Annotated in this window: 17 protein-coding genes and 1 pseudogene; 13 read left to right on the plus strand and 5 right to left on the minus strand. The window is 57.4% G+C overall.

Annotated elements, in window-relative coordinates; genetic code table 11:
• The first annotated feature begins 13 nt into the window (after positions 1-13).
• From phnF to phnP, 11 genes are all read left to right on the plus strand, one after another.
• Positions 14-739: a phosphonate metabolism transcriptional regulator PhnF gene (phnF, locus tag AOY24_RS12230; RefSeq protein ID WP_044257327.1), complete on the plus strand. Its 726-nt coding sequence runs from the start codon at positions 14-16 to the stop codon at positions 737-739.
• Complete coding sequence (phnG, locus tag AOY24_RS12235; protein ID WP_042999081.1) at positions 740-1,192, plus strand: phosphonate C-P lyase system protein PhnG; 453 nt, start codon at positions 740-742, stop codon at positions 1,190-1,192.
• Positions 1,189-1,773, plus strand: a complete 585-nt coding sequence (gene phnH / locus AOY24_RS12240) for a phosphonate C-P lyase system protein PhnH (protein ID WP_042999080.1) — start codon at positions 1,189-1,191, stop codon at positions 1,771-1,773. The genes phnG and phnH overlap by 4 nt, the downstream gene beginning before the upstream one ends.
• Positions 1,773-2,840, plus strand: coding sequence for a carbon-phosphorus lyase complex subunit PhnI (locus AOY24_RS12245; protein ID WP_054176711.1), 1,068 nt, complete (start codon positions 1,773-1,775; stop codon positions 2,838-2,840). Before phnH ends, AOY24_RS12245 begins: the two co-directional genes overlap by 1 nt.
• Before the next feature lie 46 nt (positions 2,841-2,886).
• Positions 2,887-3,678 (plus strand): alpha-D-ribose 1-methylphosphonate 5-phosphate C-P-lyase PhnJ, encoded by a 792-nt coding sequence (gene phnJ, locus AOY24_RS12250; RefSeq protein WP_230324168.1) that lies wholly within the window; start codon positions 2,887-2,889, stop codon positions 3,676-3,678.
• The gene (gene phnK, locus AOY24_RS12255; protein ID WP_054176712.1) at positions 3,675-4,433 is read left to right on the plus strand and encodes a phosphonate C-P lyase system protein PhnK; all 759 of its coding nucleotides are present in this window, start codon (positions 3,675-3,677) and stop codon (positions 4,431-4,433) included. Before phnJ ends, phnK begins: the two co-directional genes overlap by 4 nt.
• 72 nt (positions 4,434-4,505) lie before the next feature.
• On the plus strand, positions 4,506-5,192 hold the full coding sequence (phnL, locus tag AOY24_RS12260) for a phosphonate C-P lyase system protein PhnL (RefSeq protein WP_054176713.1): 687 nt from the start codon (positions 4,506-4,508) through the stop codon (positions 5,190-5,192).
• On the plus strand, positions 5,189-6,325 hold the full coding sequence (gene phnM / locus AOY24_RS12265; RefSeq protein ID WP_054176714.1) for an alpha-D-ribose 1-methylphosphonate 5-triphosphate diphosphatase: 1,137 nt from the start codon (positions 5,189-5,191) through the stop codon (positions 6,323-6,325). The genes phnL and phnM overlap by 4 nt, the downstream gene beginning before the upstream one ends.
• 2 nt (positions 6,326-6,327) lie before the next feature.
• The gene (gene phnN / locus AOY24_RS12270) at positions 6,328-6,882 is read left to right on the plus strand and encodes a ribose 1,5-bisphosphokinase (protein WP_042999074.1); all 555 of its coding nucleotides are present in this window, start codon (positions 6,328-6,330) and stop codon (positions 6,880-6,882) included.
• On the plus strand, positions 6,869-7,303 hold the full coding sequence (gene phnO, locus AOY24_RS12275) for an aminoalkylphosphonate N-acetyltransferase (protein WP_054176715.1): 435 nt from the start codon (positions 6,869-6,871) through the stop codon (positions 7,301-7,303). Before phnN ends, phnO begins: the two co-directional genes overlap by 14 nt.
• Before the next feature lie 63 nt (positions 7,304-7,366).
• Positions 7,367-8,125, plus strand: coding sequence for a phosphonate metabolism protein PhnP (gene phnP / locus AOY24_RS12280; protein WP_054176716.1), 759 nt, complete (start codon positions 7,367-7,369; stop codon positions 8,123-8,125).
• Here phnP and yjdP read toward each other — a convergent pair.
• Entirely contained in the window at positions 8,122-8,457 is a 336-nt protein-coding gene (yjdP, locus tag AOY24_RS12285) for a DDRRRQL repeat protein YjdP (protein ID WP_042999071.1), read from the minus strand. The genes phnP and yjdP overlap by 4 nt on opposite strands.
• 277 nt (positions 8,458-8,734) lie before the next feature.
• Between yjdP and fdhF the strand changes: the two genes are divergently transcribed.
• Positions 8,735-10,882, plus strand: a complete 2,148-nt coding sequence (gene fdhF, locus AOY24_RS12295; RefSeq protein ID WP_080721659.1) for a formate dehydrogenase subunit alpha — start codon at positions 8,735-8,737, stop codon at positions 10,880-10,882.
• A gap of 103 nt (positions 10,883-10,985) precedes the next feature.
• Positions 10,986-11,675 carry a Sel1 family TPR-like repeat protein YjcO gene (gene yjcO / locus AOY24_RS12300; RefSeq protein WP_042999069.1) on the plus strand — a complete coding sequence of 230 codons (690 nt, stop codon included), beginning with the start codon at positions 10,986-10,988 and terminating at the stop codon, positions 11,673-11,675.
• Positions 11,676-11,772: 97 nt separating this feature from the next.
• Here the strand turns inward: yjcO and gltP are convergent, their stop codons facing one another.
• The 4 genes and pseudogenes from gltP to AOY24_RS12320 all read right to left on the minus strand — a co-directional run.
• Complete coding sequence (gltP, locus tag AOY24_RS12305) at positions 11,773-13,083, minus strand: glutamate/aspartate:proton symporter GltP (RefSeq protein ID WP_042999068.1); 1,311 nt, start codon at positions 13,081-13,083, stop codon at positions 11,773-11,775.
• A gap of 397 nt (positions 13,084-13,480) precedes the next feature.
• Positions 13,481-14,089: a heme lyase NrfEFG subunit NrfG gene (gene nrfG, locus AOY24_RS12310; RefSeq protein ID WP_054176717.1), complete on the minus strand. Its 609-nt coding sequence runs from the start codon at positions 14,087-14,089 to the stop codon at positions 13,481-13,483.
• Positions 14,076-14,540 (minus strand): heme lyase NrfEFG subunit NrfF, encoded by a 465-nt coding sequence (gene nrfF / locus AOY24_RS25650; protein WP_369700154.1) that lies wholly within the window; start codon positions 14,538-14,540, stop codon positions 14,076-14,078. Before nrfF ends, nrfG begins: the two co-directional genes overlap by 14 nt.
• Positions 14,522-16,293: pseudogene (locus AOY24_RS12320) on the minus strand (heme lyase CcmF/NrfE family subunit); the annotation flags it as partial. The gene nrfF and the pseudogene AOY24_RS12320, both read right to left, overlap by 19 nt.
• Positions 16,294-16,309: the final 16 nt, after the last annotated feature.

The following is a 16,309-nucleotide window of genomic DNA, read 5'->3' on the forward strand; positions in this document are numbered from 1 at the left end:
GGCATTAATTGCTATGCACTTGTCTACACATCCGACCAGTTATCCGACGCGTTATCAGGAGATTGCCGCGAGACTTGAGCAGGAGCTACGTCAACATTACCGCTGCGGCGACTATCTGCCCGCCGAGCATCAGCTTGCCGCGCGTTATGAGGTTAATCGCCACACCCTGCGCCGCGCCATCGATCAGTTGGTGGAACGCGGCTGGGTCCAGCGTCGTCAGGGCGTCGGCGTACTGGTGCTGATGCGCCCGTTCGATTATCCGCTTAACGCCCAGGCACGCTTCAGTCAGAACCTGTTGGATCAGGGAAGTCATCCCACCAGCGAAAAACGGCTGGCGGTACTGCGCCCGGCCTCCCGTCACGTTGCCGATGCGCTCAGCGTGCAGGAAGGCGATAACGTCATCCACTTGCGCACCTTGCGGCGGGTAAACGGCATCGCCCTGTGTCTGATTGACCATTACTTTTCCGACCTGACCCTCTGGCCGCTGCTGCAGGGTTTTAACCACGGCTCGCTGCACGACTATTTGCGCGAACAGTCCGGCCTGACGCTCAAGCGCACCCAGACGCGCATCAGCGCCCGGCGTGCGCAGGCGAAAGAGAGCAAGGTGCTGGAAATCCCCAACATGGCGCCGCTGCTCTGCGTGCGCACCCTGAACCACCGTGAAGGCGAGGAACGTGCGATGGAGTATTCCGTCAGCCTGACCCGCGCCGACATGATCGAATTCACTATGGAGCACTGAATGCATTTCGATACCGCCACCCGCCAGCGCTGGATGCGCGCGCTGGCTTACAGCAAGGCCGATGCCCTGAATGCGCGACTCCAGGCGTTAACGCTGGCACCGGAATATGAACTGATTCGCCCCCCGGAATGCGGACTGATGCAAATTCAGGCGCGCATGGGCGGCACCGGCAACCGTTTCTTTGCCGGAGACACCACGCTGACCCGCGCGGTGGTTCGCCTGAAAAGCGGCACGCTGGGTTACAGCTACCTGCTGGGACGCAACAAACGCCACGCCGAGCAGTGCGCCGTTATCGACGCTTTACTGCAGGAACAGACACATTTCCAGAACCTGATGGAAACCTTAATTAGCCCGCTGGAAGCAGAACGCGATGCGGAAATCACCGCCCGTCGCGCCGAAGTCAACGCCAGCCGGGTCGACTTCTTTACGCTGGTGCGCGGAGATAACGAATGACCCTACAGACCGCCTTTACCCTGCCCGTCCAGGACGCCCAACAAAGCTTTCGCCGTCTGCTGAAAGCAATGAGCGAACCGGGGGTGATTGTAGCCTTACATCAATTGAAACACGGCTGGCAGCCGTTGAATCTGGCGACCACCAGCGTCCTGCTGACGTTAGTCGACGGCGATACGCCGGTGTGGCTGTCGCCTGCGATGAATAACGACATCGCCAGCCAGAACCTGCGTTTTCACACCAATGCTCCGATGGTCGAACAACCCCAACTGGCGGCCTATGCCGTAGCCGACGAGCGCATCAGCAGCGAACAGCTTAATGCGCTTTCTGCCGGTTCTGCGGTCGCGCCAGAAAACAGCGCCACGCTCATCGTACAGGTTTCCAGTCTGAGCGGTGGGCGGATGTTACGCCTGACCGGGGCTGGTATCGCCGAAGAGCGAATGATCGCACCGCAGTTACCAGACTGCCTGATCCACGAACTCACCGAACGTCCGCATCCGTTCCCGCTGGGCGTTGACCTCATCCTTACCTGCGGCGAACGGCTGCTGGCTATCCCGAGAACCACCCATGTGGAGGTGTGCTGATGTACGTAGCCGTCAAAGGGGGCGAGAAGGCGATAGCCAACGCCCATGCGTTACAGGAGCAGCGACGCCGGGGCGACGATACCGTTGCCGAACTGAGCGTGGCGCAGATCGAACAGCAGATGAATCTGGCTGTTGATCGCGTCATGACCGAAGGCGGTATTGCCGATCGCGAACTGGCGGCGCTGGCGCTCAAGCAGGCCAGCGGCGATAACGTCGAAGCCATCTTTCTGCTGCGCGCTTACCGCACCACGCTGGCAAAGCTGGCGGTAAGCGAACCGCTGAACAGTGGGGAAATGCGCCTGGAACGCCGTATCTCAGCAGTCTATAAGGATATTCCGGGCGGACAGCTGTTAGGACCAACCTACGACTACACCCATCGTCTGCTCGATTTTACGCTGCTGGCGAATGGCGAAACGCCGCCGCTGCGGACTGCAGAAAGTACGCAGGACGCCGCCCCGCACGTCTTTTCGCTGCTGGCGAATCAAGGGCTGGCGAAGCCCGAAGAAGATAACGGCGCCACGCCGGATGACATCACCCGCACGCCGCCGGTTTACCCCTGCTCCCGTGCGTCACGCCTGCAACAGCTGATGCGCGGCGATGAGGGCTATCTGCTGGCGCTGGCCTACTCCACCCAACGCGGCTATGGGCGCAATCACCCCTTCGCAGCCGAAATCCGTAGTGGCTACGTTGCGCTGGAAACGGTACCGGAAGAGCTGGGATTTGCGGTCAACGTCGGCGAACTGCTGATGACCGAATGTGAAATGGTCAACGGCTTTGTCGCCCCGGACAACGATGCGCCTCACTTTACCCGCGGCTACGGACTGGTGTTCGGCATGAGCGAACGCAAAGCGATGGCAATGGCGCTGGTGGACAGAGCCCTACAGGCACCCGACTACGATGAAACGGTCACAGGACCGGCGCAGGACGAAGAGTTCGTGCTGGCGCACGCGGATAACGTCGAGGCGGCGGGTTTTGTTTCGCACCTCAAGCTCCCCCACTACGTCGATTTCCAGGCCGAGCTGGAACTGCTCAAACGCCTGCAACAGGAGGCCGCCCGTGACCACTAACCTCTTCGGCTACAACTTTGCTTATCTGGATGAGCAAACCAAACGCATGATCCGTCGCGCGATCCTCAAAGCGGTGGCGATCCCCGGCTATCAGGTGCCATTCGGTGGCCGCGAAATGCCGATGCCTTACGGCTGGGGAACCGGTGGGATCCAGATTACCGCCAGCGTGATTGGTGAACCGGACGTGCTGAAGGTTATCGATCAGGGCGCAGATGACACCACCAACGCGGTATCGATCCGCAACTTCTTCAAACGCGTCACCGGAGTCAATACCACCGAGCGCACGGAAGACGCCACGTTAATCCAGACCCGTCACCGGATCCCGGAAACGCCGCTGACGGAAGATCAGATCCTGATCTTCCAGGTGCCGATCCCTGAACCGCTGCGTTTTATCGAACCTCGCGAAACGGAAACCCGCACTATGCATGCGCTGGAGGAGTACGGGATCATGCAGGTGAAGCTGTATGAAGATATCGCCCGCTTTGGCCATATCGCCACCACTTACGCCTACCCGGTGAAAGTCAACGGACGCTATGTGATGGACCCGTCGCCGATCCCGAAATTCGACAACCCGAAGATGGACATGATGCCCGCCCTTCAGTTATTTGGCGCGGGACGCGAAAAACGCATCTATGCCGTACCGCCGTATACCCGCGTGGAAAGTCTCGATTTCGACGATCATCCGTTCACCGTACAGACCTGGGATGAGCCCTGCGCCATCTGCGGTTCAACGCACAGTTATCTTGATGAAGTGGTGCTCGATGACACCGGCAAACGCATGTTTGTCTGCTCCGACACCGACTACTGCCGCCAACAGAGCGAGGCACTCAGCCAATGACGCAACCGTTGCTTTCGGTTAATAACCTGACCCATCTCTACGCGCCGGGCAAAGGCTTCAGCGATGTCTCCTTTGACCTGTGGCCTGGCGAAGTGCTGGGCATTGTCGGGGAGTCCGGTTCCGGCAAAACCACCCTGCTGAAATCCCTCTCCTCGCGCCTGACGCCGCAGTCGGGCGAGATTCAGTACCAGAACCGTTCACTGTACACCATGAGCGAAGCCGACCGCCGCCGCCTGTTGCGCACTGAATGGGGCGTGGTACATCAGCACCCTCTGGATGGCCTGCGTCGTCAGGTCTCGGCGGGCGGTAATATCGGCGAACGCCTGATGGCGACCGGCGCACGCCACTATGGCGAGATCCGCGCCACCGCCCAGCGCTGGCTGGAGGAGGTCGAAATTCCGGCCTCTCGTATCGACGATCTACCGACCACCTTTTCCGGCGGCATGCAGCAGCGTCTGCAGATCGCCCGCAACCTCGTCACTCACCCGAAGCTGGTATTTATGGATGAGCCGACCGGCGGTCTCGACGTCTCTGTCCAGGCGAAACTGTTGGATCTGCTGCGCGGGCTGGTGGTGGAACTGGATCTGGCGGTGGTGATTGTCACTCACGATTTAGGCGTGGCGCGCCTGTTGGCAGACCGTCTGCTGGTGATGAAACAGGGTCAGGTGGTGGAAAGTGGATTAACCGACCGCGTGCTCGACGATCCACATCATCCGTATACCCAGTTGCTGGTGTCGTCCGTATTGCAGAACTGATTTTTTGTTTTGCCGGATGGCGGCTACGCCTTATCCGGCAATCGAATGCACAAATGCTTAAAGAGGCTAAAAATGAACGCGATCCGCGTTGAAAACGTCAGTAAAACCTTTGTGCTCCACCAGCAAAACGGCGTGCGCCTGCCGGTGCTGCAAAATGCCTCGCTGGAAGTCAAAAACGGTGAATGTGTCGTTCTACATGGCCATTCCGGCAGCGGAAAATCGACGCTGCTGCGTTCGCTGTATGCCAATTATCTGCCCGACGAGGGGCATATTCACATTCGCCATCACGACGAATGGGTGGATCTGGTGCACGCTCCGGCGCGCAAAGTGCGGGAAGTCCGCCGCGCCACGATCGGTTGGGTGAGCCAGTTTCTGCGGGTGATCCCACGGATCTCCGCGCTGGACGTAGTAATGCAGCCGCTGCTGGATCTCGGCGTACCGCGCGAGGCGTGCGCCGCTAAAGCCGCAAGCCTGTTGACCCGTCTGAACGTGCCGGAACGCTTGTGGCACCTCGCCCCATCAACCTTTTCCGGCGGTGAACAACAGCGCGTGAACATCGCGCGCGGATTTATCGTCGATTATCCGATTCTGTTACTCGACGAACCGACCGCGTCGCTGGATGCCAGAAACAGTGCCGCCGTGGTGGCGCTGATTGAAGAGGCGAAAGCGCGCGGTGCGGCCATTGTCGGCATTTTTCACGATCAAACTGTGCGCGACCGCGTAGCGGATCGTTTGCACCTGATGGGAACAACACCATGATTATCAATAATGTAAAGCTGGTGCTGGAAGATGAAGTGGTGCAGGGATCGCTGGAAATGCAGAATGGCGTGATTCGCGCGTTTGCGCAAAGTCAGAGCCGTCTTCCGCAAGCGCTGGACGGAGAAGGCGGCTGGCTGCTGCCGGGGCTGATTGAGTTGCACACCGATAATCTCGACAAATTCTTTACCCCACGGCCGAAAGTGGACTGGCCCGCGCATTCCGCAATGAGCAGCCACGACGCGCTGATGGTCGCCAGCGGTATCACCACCGTGCTGGACGCGGTGGCGATTGGCGATGTCCGCGACGGCGGCGATCGTCTGGAAAACCTGGAGAAAATGATCAACGCCGTGGAGGAGACGCAAAAGCGTGGGGTGAACCGCGCCGAGCATCGCCTGCATCTGCGCTGCGAACTGCCGCACCACGCCACGCTGCCGCTGTTCGAGAAGCTGATCAGCCGCGAACCGGTCACGCTGGTTTCGCTGATGGATCACTCGCCGGGCCAGCGTCAGTTCGCCAACCGCGAGAAGTATCGTGAATATTATCAGGGTAAATATTCGCTGACCGATGAACAAATGACGCGTTACGAAGAGGAACAACTGGCCCTGGCGGCTCGCTGGTCGCAGCCCAACCGGACTGCCATCGCGCAACTGTGCCGCGAGCGCAACATTGCACTGGCAAGCCATGATGACGCCACCTCCGGGCATGTGCAGGAATCCCACCAGCTTGGCAGCGTGATCGCCGAATTTCCCACCACGTTCGAAGCCGCAGAAGCCTCACGCCAGCATGGCATGAACGTACTGATGGGCGCACCGAACATTGTGCGCGGTGGCTCTCATTCCGGCAACGTCGCGGCGCACACGCTGGCAGAATTGGGGTTGCTGGATATCCTCTCGTCAGATTACTACCCCGCCAGCCTGCTGGATGCCGCGTTTCGCGTCGCAGACGACGCGGCTAACCGTTTCACCCTGCCGCAGGCGATCCGCCTGGTGACCGCCAACCCGGCGCGGGCGCTCAGTCTCCGCGATCGCGGCGTGATCGCCGAAGGTAAGCGCGCCGATCTGGTACTGGCGCACCGTAAAGGCGATCACATCCACATTGACCACGTCTGGCGCCAGGGAAAGAGGGTGTTCTGAGTATGGGAAAACTGATCTGGCTGATGGGGCCGTCCGGCTCCGGGAAGGACAGTTTGCTGACCGCACTCCGTCAGCAAGAACATGCGCAACTCCTGGTGGCGCACCGTTATATTACTCGCGCGGCGAATGCCGGGAACGAAAATCATGTCGCCCTGAGCGAGCAAGAGTTTTTCACCCGCGCCGGGCATAACCTGCTGGCGCTAAGCTGGCATGCTAACGGCTTTTATTATGGCGTCGGCGTGGAGATCGATCTCTGGCTTAACGGCGGCTTCGACGTGGTGGTCAACGGCTCACGCGCGCATCTACCCCAGGCGCAGGCGCGCTACGGCACGGCGCTGCTCCCGGTCTGCTTGCAGGTCTCCCCTACGATTTTGCGCCAGCGCTTACAGGCGCGCGGGAGGGAAAGCGAACCCGAGATTGCCGCGCGTCTCGAACGCGCCGCCCGCTACGCCCCGTTTGGCTGCCATACGCTCAATAACGACGGCAGTTTGCACCAGTCCGTCGATTCGCTGTTAACGTTAATGGGACGCAAGGAGCCACGCCATGTCTGCCTGTGAACTTCGTCGCGCCACCGGACAAGACACCGAGGCCGTGTACGCGCTCATCTGCGAACTGAAGCAAGCCCAGTTTGATTACCCGACCTTTTGCGCCGGATTCACCGCCAATTTGCAGGATGACCGACTGCGTTATCAGCTGGCGCTGCTTGAGGGCCAGGCGGTTGGACTCATTGGCCTGCATCTGCAGTATCATTTACACCACGCCAACTGGATTGGCGAGATTCAGGAACTGGTGGTGATGCCGCAGGCGCGGGGTCTGAAAATCGGTAGCCAATTACTGGCATGGGCAGAACAGGAAGCCCGCGAGGCAGGCGCAGAGATGACAGAGCTGTCCACCAGCGTGAAGCGTCATGACGCCCACCGTTTTTATCAGCGCGAAGGCTACGAACAAAGTCATTTTCGCTTCACAAAAGCATTGTGAGGTACGTAGGCCGGATAAGCCGCTCGCGTCGCCATCCGGCACGATACGACAAGGGGAATCACGATGAGTCTGAGCATCACGCTAAGCGGCACCGGCGGTGCGCAAGGGGTACCCGTGTTTGGCTGCGATTGTGCAGCCTGTCGCCGCGCACGCCTGCAGGAACCGTATCGCCGACGTCCGTGTAGCGGCGTGATCAAATTCAACGATACGGTGACGCTGCTGGATGCGGGCATACCGCACCTGATGGACGACTGGCCGGCGGGCAGCTTTCGACAGTTTTTACTCACCCATTATCATATGGATCACGTACAGGGATTGTTTCCGCTACGCTGGGGCGTCGGGGCGTCCATCCCGGTGTACGGCCCGCCGGACGAACAGGGGTGCGACGATCTGTTTAAGCATCCCGGCATTCTCGACTTTAGCCACACCGTCGAGCCGTTTGTGGTGTTTGAGTTACAAGGATTGCAGGTCACACCGCTACCGCTGAATCACTCAAAGCTGACGTTGGGTTATCTTCTGGAGACAGCGCACAGCCGCGTGGCATGGCTGTCTGACACCGCCGGACTGCCCGATAAAACGCTCACCTTTCTGCTCAACAATCAGCCACAAGTTATCGTCATCGACTGTAGCCATCCGCCACGTCCCCAACCGCCGCGCAATCACTGTGATTTAAATACGGTCATTGCGCTTAATGAAGTGATTCGCTGCCCGCAGGTGATCCTCACGCATATCAGCCACGCGTTCGATGTCTGGCTGATGGATAACCCGCTCCCGGACGGATTTGAAGCAGGCTATGACGGGATGCAGGTTATGGTCGATTAACGCCCGTAATCCTCTTCCATTCGGCTTTCTTCATCTTCCAGTTGGCGGCGTTCACGATCGAGCTGGCGCTGACGTTCATCAAGCTGCCGTCTGCGATCCTCAAACTGACGCCGGCGATCATCATATTGTCTGCGGCGATCGTCGCTCATTTCGTTCTGCCACCTGTCGTCGCGCGAATCCTCGTAATCCCGCCCGCTATCGCTGTCAGGCTTATAAGCATCGTTGATCGCCTGCTGAATGTTGCCGATAGCATCATCAATGATATCGGCCTGTGCCGGCACGGTAGCCAGCGACAGCAGGCTGAATAAAAAGAGTGTCAGGGTGCGTTTCATAGAACCAGCCTCAAAAGGGGACGGTTTCTACGTTAGTTATCGCCCTGTGCGACGAGTAGCGGAGGAATCTCAATTTCGTATCGGGTTCCGTTACAGCCTCCGTCGGCACAACGCCAAATCGTCACGTCAAATATGACGACAGCCTGTTTTTCGTCAGGGTTTTGTCCAAAAATTATCCGTAATATCAGGGAAAGCCCCCAATTAAAATGTGGCATAAAAGATGCATACTCAGGTCGACAAGCGTGTATGCGCGATTTGATTAACTGGAGCGAGACCGATGAAAAAAGTCGTCACGGTTTGCCCGTATTGCGCATCAGGTTGCAAGATAAACCTGGTGGTCAATAACGGCAAAATCGTCCGGGCTGAGGCGGCGCAGGGGAAAACCAATCAGGGTACTCTGTGTCTGAAGGGCTATTACGGCTGGGATTTTATTAACGATACCCAGATCCTGACCCCGCGCCTGAAAACGCCTATGATTCGTCGCCAGCGTGGCGGCAAACTGGAATCAGTTTCCTGGGATGAAGCGCTGAATTATGTCGCCGAACGCCTGAGCGCCATCAAAGCGAAATACGGCCCTGATGCCATCCAGACGACCGGCTCGTCGCGCGGCACCGGGAATGAAACCAACTACATCATGCAAAAATTTGCGCGCGCCGTTATTGGTACCAATAACGTTGACTGCTGCGCTCGCGTCTGACACGGCCCATCGGTTGCAGGTCTGCACCAGTCGGTCGGTAACGGCGCAATGAGCAATGCCATTAACGAAATTGATAACACCGATTTAGTGTTTATCTTCGGTTACAACCCGGCGGATTCCCACCCGATTGTGGCGAATCACGTGATTAACGCTAAACGTAACGGGGCGAAAATTATCGTCTGCGATCCGCGCAAAATTGAAACCGCGCGCATTGCCGACATGCACATCGCTCTGCGAAACGGCTCGAATATCGCACTGTTGAACGCGATGGGCCATGTCATTATTGAAGAAAATCTGTACGACCAGGCGTTTGTCGCCTCCCGTACGGAAGGTTTTGAAGAGTACCGCAAGATTGTCGAAGGCTATACGCCGGAGTCCGTCGAGGAGATAACCGGCATTAGCGCGAGTGAAATTCGTCAGGCCGCGCGGATGTATGCCGGTGCGAAAAGCGCGACCATCCTGTGGGGCATGGGCGTCACCCAGTTCTATCAGGGTGTAGAAACCGTGCGTTCACTGACCAGCCTCGCGATGCTGACCGGCAACCTCGGTAAGCCCAGCGTGGGCGTTAACCCGGTACGTGGCCAGAACAACGTTCAGGGCGCGTGCGATATGGGTGCGCTGCCGGATACCTATCCGGGCTATCAGTATGTGAAAGATCCGGCTAACCGCGAGAAATTCGCCAAAGCCTGGGGCGTGGACAGCCTGCCTGCGCACACTGGCTATCGCATCAGCGAGCTGCCGCACCGTGCGGCGCATGGCGAAGTGCGTGCGGCGTACATTATGGGCGAAGATCCGTTGCAAACGGATGCGGAACTCTCCGCAGTGCGCAAAGGCTTTGAGGATCTGGAACTGGTCATTGTACAGGACATCTTTATGACCAAAACCGCATCGGCGGCAGATGTCATTTTACCGTCGACGTCGTGGGGCGAGCATGAAGGGGTCTTTACCGCTGCTGACCGTGGTTTCCAGCGCTTCTTTAAAGCCGTTGAGCCGAAGTGGGATCTGAAAACCGACTGGCAAATCATCAGTGAGATCGCCACCCGGATGGGGTATCCGATGCACTACAACAACACCCAGGAGATCTGGGATGAGTTGCGTCATCTGTGCCCGGATTTCTACGGGGCGACTTACGAGAAGATGGGCGAACTGGGCTACATCCAGTGGCCTTGCCGCGACACGTCAGACGCCGATCAGGGGACCTCATACCTCTTTAAAGAGAAGTTTGATACCCCGAACGGCATGGCACAGTTCTTCACCTGCGACTGGGTTGCGCCGATCGATAAACTCACCGACGAGTACCCGATGGTACTGTCGACGGTGCGTGAAGTCGGCCACTACTCCTGTCGTTCGATGACCGGAAACTGTGCGGCTCTGGCCGCGCTGGCCGACGAACCGGGCTATGCGCAAATCAACGCGGCCGATGCGGCGCGTCTGGGCATTGAAGATGAAGCACTGGTGTGGGTTCACTCACGTAAAGGCAAAATTATCACCCGCGCGCAGGTCAGCGAGCGCCCGAACAAAGGGGCTATCTATATGACCTACCAGTGGTGGATTGGTGCCTGTAACGAGCTGGTGACCGAGAACTTAAGCCCGATTACCAAAACGCCAGAGTACAAGTATTGCGCCGTGCGCGTGGAGCCGATTGCCAATCAGTCCGCCGCCGAGCAGTACGTGATTGATGAATACAACAAGCTGAAGGCTCGCCTGCGCGAAACCGCAATGGGCTAACCACAACGTTGATGCATCTCAACAGCCTCCACCCTGGAGGCTGTTTTTTTATCCATACGATCTCTTTATACTGTCCCTTCCGTACCCTAATTAAAACTTAATAATGAAACCACTTCTTGCATTGATGTTATTGATGACATTCTTTGCCCGTGCTGCCGATCCTGAGCCTGGAAGCCAGTATTTGCAGGCCGCAGAGGCAGGTGACAAACGCGCGCAATATTACCTTGCTGACAGCTGGTTTAGCTTCGGCGATTTAAGCAAAGCCGAATACTGGGCACAGAAATCCGCCGACAATGGCGATGCGGACGCCTGTGCGCTGCTGGCGCAGATTAAAATCACTAATCCGGTCAGTCTGGATTACCCGGAAGCAAAAATGCTGGCGGAGAAGGCCGCCCGGGCGGGCAGTAAAGCGGGCGAAATTACGCTGGCACGCATTCTGGTGAATACGCAGGCCGGTAAAACCGATTACCCCAAAGCCATCTCCCTGCTGCAAAACGCCTCTGAAAATCTGGAGAGTGATGTGGCCGTAGATGCACAAATGCTGCTCGGTTTGATTTACGCCAACGGTGTCGGGATTCAGGCTGATGATGATAAAGCGACCTGGTACTTCAAACGCAGTTCCGCCATCTCTCGCACCGGGTATTCCGAATACTGGGCGGGAATGATGTTTCTGAACGGCGAACAGGGCTTTATTGAGAAGAATAAACAGAAGGCGCTGCACTGGTTGAATCTGAGCTGTACCGAAGGTTTCGATACTGGCTGCGAAGAGTTTGACCGATTAACGAACGGCTGACTCAGATTACCTGATGGCGCTTTGCTTATCAGGCCTACAAGCGATGTTGACTCGTAGGCCGGATAAGGCACAGCGCCATCCGGCAGACCGTTTACCGTTACTGGGCAGTCTTATCGAATTTCCCCAGTACTTCGCGCTCATACGCCAGCGCTTTTTTGCGATCAAACTTGTGTTCCCATTTGGCAATCACCAGTACCGCCAGCGCATTCCCCACCACGTTCAGCGCCGTACGCGCCATGTCGAGAATACGGTCGACCCCGGCGATAAAGGCCAGGCCTTCCAGCGGGATGCCCACGCTACCAAGCGTTGCCAGCAGTACCACGAAGGAGACGCCCGGCACACCAGCAATCCCTTTCGATGTCACCATCAGCGTCAGCACCAGCACGATTTCCTGCCACAGCGACAGGTCGATACCGTACAACTGCGCGATGAAGATCGCCGCAATACTCTGGTACAGGGTCGAGCCATCGAGGTTAAACGAGTAGCCGGTCGGCACCACAAAACTGGTGATCGAGGCTGGCGCACCGTAGGCTTCCATCTTCTCGATAATTCGCGGCAGCACGCTTTCAGAGCTGGCGGTGGAGTACGCCAGAATCAATTCATCTTTCAGAATGCGGATCAGGATCCAGATACTCAGTCCGCAAATACGCGCGACGATACCCAGCACCACCAGCGCGAAGAACAGGATCGCGAAGTGAACCAACAGCACCAGCTTCGCCAACGGCCACAGCGAGGCAAAACCGAAGTTCGCCACGGTCACGGCGATCAGCGCGAATACCCCGACGGGTGCATAGCGCATGACCATGTGCGTCACTTTAAACATGGTTTCGGAAATGGAGCGGAACACCGTCACCAGCGGCTCACGATGTGTTGCCGGTAGCGAGGAAAGCCCCAGACCAAACAGCACCGAGAAGAAGATGATTGGCAGCATGTCGCCTTTCGCCATCGAAGCAACGATGTTTGTCGGGACCAGCGACAGAATGGTGCCCATCAGGCCATGCGCGTGGCTCTGCACCTCTGCCGTCGTGTTCTGGTATTTCGAAATGTCCACGGTCGCCAGTTGCGACATATCAATGCCGGAACCCGGCTGGAAGACGTTCGCCAGCGTAATCCCGAGGATAATGGCAATCGTCGTGATCACTTCGAAATAGAGAATGGTTTTCGCGCCGATACGTCCCAGTTGTTTCGCATCGCCGACACCGGCAATCCCGACAATCAGCGTGGAGATCACAATCGGCACGACGATCATTTTAATCAGATGGATAAAGATATCCCCTGCCGGAGAGAGCAGGTTTGCAATCAGCCACTCGCGGCTGTCGCTGTGATAATGCAGATAACTGCCGAGTAAAATGCCCAGCACCATGGCAATCAGGATCTGCCAGGCCAGACTGAGTTTAAAACTTTTCATAACGACGAACTTCCTCAATGGAACGCCACTCCTGTTCATCGCGCAGGAATGGATACATACTGAAAGGGTATGAATTGTGTTGCGTTGGTTAGTAGAGTTTTTTAACGCTATACCCTAAATAGTCCGAGTTGCAGGAAGCCAACACACCTGCAGCTTGAAGTATGACGGGTGTATAATCAGTACCATTTGCAGGGCATCTTGCGCAACCCTTTAAGAACAGGGCTTTTCGCTGAAATATTGCATAATAACGCGAATTTATCGGGTTTATATTGCATAACTATTTGTTATGGAAAGATTTTTAAATCTGCGTTTTTGAATTATAACCGTCATGAATTATTTTGGCGGAGAGGTTCATTTGCCTGTTTTTTAAACAGATAAATCGCGTAAAATCACAAATCTATTTCTGTCGGTTCTGTAATAACTTTGCCATATTTATCGAGTCTATCAGCTGCGCACGATTCACCCGCGGCGAATTCAAATCCAGGACTTTTTGCCACTGCAAAATCGCCTGTTTGTAATCCGCCTGCATAAATGCATCCGACGCCAGTAGCATCAGCGCAGTCACTTCCCCGGCATCCAGTGCCAGCGCCTTATCAATCATCTCGCGGGTCGCCGGCGTCATGTGCTGCCCGGCCTGGTAGTAGAGCACGGTCGCCAGCGCCGAATAGATCTCCGCATTCTCTCCACGGTTACGCAGCGCCTGATCATAAGCCAGCAGCGCATTATCGTAATCATTGCGCCACAGATAATACTCGCCGAGGAGCGCCCACTTTTCGCTGTCCTGGGGGTTGGCGCGAATCTGTTTTTGCAGGGCTATCAGTTGGGCCTCCGGCGTCGCGGTTTCTGCAAATTCATGCAGCGGATCGGCCAGTCGTCGTTGTTCGTCTCGCACGGCCTGCCATTTCGGCGACAGCAGATAGCCGCACAGACAGACGATGACCATCAGCACTGCCGCCAGAGTCAGTCGTCTGACAGGCATCGGGCGTGACGGTTCAGGTTGTCTCATCGTTGCCCCCTTTTCGCCTGCTGACGCGCCACAAAATCCCTCCAACCAGCAGCAACAGCAGGCACGGCAATGCCCACAGCAGCAGCGTCTGCCCGGTGAGCGGCGGGTTATAGCGGACAAAATCACCGTACCGCGCGGTCATCCAGGCGGTGATTTCAGCTTCATCTTTCCCTTCTGCCACCATCGTATAGACCTGGTGGCGCATGCTGACCGCAACCGGTGCATTGGATTCCAGCAAGTTTTGATTCTGGCACTGCGGACAGCGAAGCTGGCTGGCAATCGACAACGCCTTTTCCTGCTGCTGTGGGTTCTCAAAAGCCCAGGTATCAACCACCTGAGCGTGAGCGGAAAAGGAGATAACCAGCAGTAAGATAAACGCAATGATGGTGCCTGATGACGCTGCGCTTATCAGGCCTGCGCCGTGCTTAAACCATGCGCCGCCATCCGGCAATCCCCCCGACAAAAACCGCGGTTCATTACGCATCGCGCTTTCTCCCACGCCAGCCGCTGAGCAGCGCCCCGGCAATCATCAACAGCCCCCCGCCCCAAATCCAGCGCACGCCGCTTTGCACATACAGGCGCAGGGCATACCGCTCCTCGCCCGTTTTTTCACCCATCACCGCATACCAGTCATGAAGCAGATCCCAGTGAATGCCAGGTTCCATCATTTGCTGGCGACGGGCGGAATAAAAACGCCGCTCGGGCGTCAGGCTACCTATTCGTTTCTCGCCCTGCCACAGCGTAATAAGCGCCTTTTCGGTGGTGTAGTTCCCTTTCGCGGCCAGATCCAGCCGTTCAAAGCGGAAGGTGTAACCCGCCAGTTCAACCTGCTGACCTGGGCTCAGGTTAAGGCTTACCTCCTGACGACTGCCGCTGGAGAAGAGGATCCCCGCGGCAAAAACCAGCACACCTGCGTGCGCCAGCAGCGCCGGAAGCTGGCGGTGTACGGCCCTCTTCCGGCTTCTGACCATCGCTGTCACGATCACCACCAACATCAGCAAGCCAAACGGCAAGGTGGCGCGGTTAAAATAGGGCGCGCCAACGGAGAGTCGTCCCCAGCCCAGCAGGCCATAAATCATCGGGTAGAGCGTGCCAATCAGTACGATCAGCAGCACCGCGCAAAAGAGCAGCAGCGCTGCCAGAATCAGCATTTCGCGTGACCAGCCGCTCAGACGAACGGCCTGTTGGTTAGCCCGCGCGCGCCAGCCGTACAAGCCGAGCGCGGCCAGACTCAGAATGGCAAAGAGGGCAAACAGCGGCACGGCGCGCACATTATCCAGCGCAAAAGCGTGTACAGAAACGAGAATACCGGAACGGACAATCAGCGTGCCCAGCAAAGAGAGGATGAGCGTGACAATGGCCAGCAGTAGCGACCAGTGGCGAAAAATGCCGCGTTCACGCGATACATACAGGCTGTGCAGCAGCGCACTGGCAGAAAGCCAGGGTAATAAAGACGCGTTTTCCACCGGGTCCCAGAACCACCAGCCGCCCCACCCCAGTTCGCAATAGGCCCACCATGAACCGAGAATGATGCCAAGCGTCAGCGCACACCAACCGGGCAGCGCCCAGCGCCAGCACACCCAGGCGGTCAACGTCGTGAAATCACCGCGCAGCAACGACGCCAGCGCCACTCCGGCAGCGACCATCAGGCCGCCGTACCCCAGATACAGCAATGGCGGATGCAGGATCAGCCCCAGATGTTGCAGCATCGGGTTGAGATCGCGCCCTTCTATCGCTGGCGGAAAGATACGGACAAACGGATCGGACCAGAACACCACAAACAGCAGCAGCAATGCGGTGATCGCCGAGAGTACGCCGAGTGTGAACGGAAACAGAGGATCAGATTCGCGGCGATAGCGCCAGGCAAACAGCGCGCTCCAGCCGGACAGAAATAACACCCACAGCAGCAGAGATCCTTCGTGACCGCCCCACACCGCCGCCAGCTTGAGTCCCCACGACAACAGGCTGTGACTATGTTGGGCCACATAGATAACGGAGAAATCGCTGGTCAGAAAGCAGAACACCAGAATCAAGAAGGCGAGCAGCAGGCACGCAAATTGCGCCCAGACGCCCACGCTCGCCAGACGCATTACGCTCTGCCAGCGCTGGCGTTCACCTGCCAGTACGGCAAGCGGGGTCAATACGTTGACCCCGAGGCTGAATAACAGTGCCAGAAAACCGGCTTCAGGAAGGAGTACGTCCAGAAATCACCTTTCCCTC

This window comes from Citrobacter sp. CtB7.12 (assembly GCF_001297795.1).
GTDB classification, from domain to species: Bacteria; Pseudomonadota; Gammaproteobacteria; order Enterobacterales; family Enterobacteriaceae; genus Citrobacter_A; species Citrobacter_A amalonaticus.

Coding starts and splice junctions, on each gene's coding strand:
- phnF (WP_044257327.1), top strand. CDS start 14: ATGCACTTGTCTACACATCCGACCAGTTATCCGACGCGTTATCAGGAG.
- phnG (WP_042999081.1), top strand. CDS start 740: ATGCATTTCGATACCGCCACCCGCCAGCGCTGGATGCGCGCGCTGGCT.
- phnH (WP_042999080.1), top strand. CDS start 1,189: ATGACCCTACAGACCGCCTTTACCCTGCCCGTCCAGGACGCCCAACAA.
- AOY24_RS12245 (WP_054176711.1), top strand. CDS start 1,773: ATGTACGTAGCCGTCAAAGGGGGCGAGAAGGCGATAGCCAACGCCCAT.
- phnJ (WP_230324168.1), top strand. CDS start 2,887: ATGATCCGTCGCGCGATCCTCAAAGCGGTGGCGATCCCCGGCTATCAG.
- phnK (WP_054176712.1), top strand. CDS start 3,675: ATGACGCAACCGTTGCTTTCGGTTAATAACCTGACCCATCTCTACGCG.
- phnL (WP_054176713.1), top strand. CDS start 4,506: ATGAACGCGATCCGCGTTGAAAACGTCAGTAAAACCTTTGTGCTCCAC.
- phnM (WP_054176714.1), top strand. CDS start 5,189: ATGATTATCAATAATGTAAAGCTGGTGCTGGAAGATGAAGTGGTGCAG.
- phnN (WP_042999074.1), top strand. CDS start 6,328: ATGGGAAAACTGATCTGGCTGATGGGGCCGTCCGGCTCCGGGAAGGAC.
- phnO (WP_054176715.1), top strand. CDS start 6,869: ATGTCTGCCTGTGAACTTCGTCGCGCCACCGGACAAGACACCGAGGCC.
- phnP (WP_054176716.1), top strand. CDS start 7,367: ATGAGTCTGAGCATCACGCTAAGCGGCACCGGCGGTGCGCAAGGGGTA.
- yjdP (WP_042999071.1), bottom strand. CDS start 8,457: ATGAAACGCACCCTGACACTCTTTTTATTCAGCCTGCTGTCGCTGGCT.
- yjcO (WP_042999069.1), top strand. CDS start 10,986: ATGAAACCACTTCTTGCATTGATGTTATTGATGACATTCTTTGCCCGT.
- gltP (WP_042999068.1), bottom strand. CDS start 13,083: ATGAAAAGTTTTAAACTCAGTCTGGCCTGGCAGATCCTGATTGCCATG.
- nrfG (WP_054176717.1), bottom strand. CDS start 14,089: ATGAGACAACCTGAACCGTCACGCCCGATGCCTGTCAGACGACTGACT.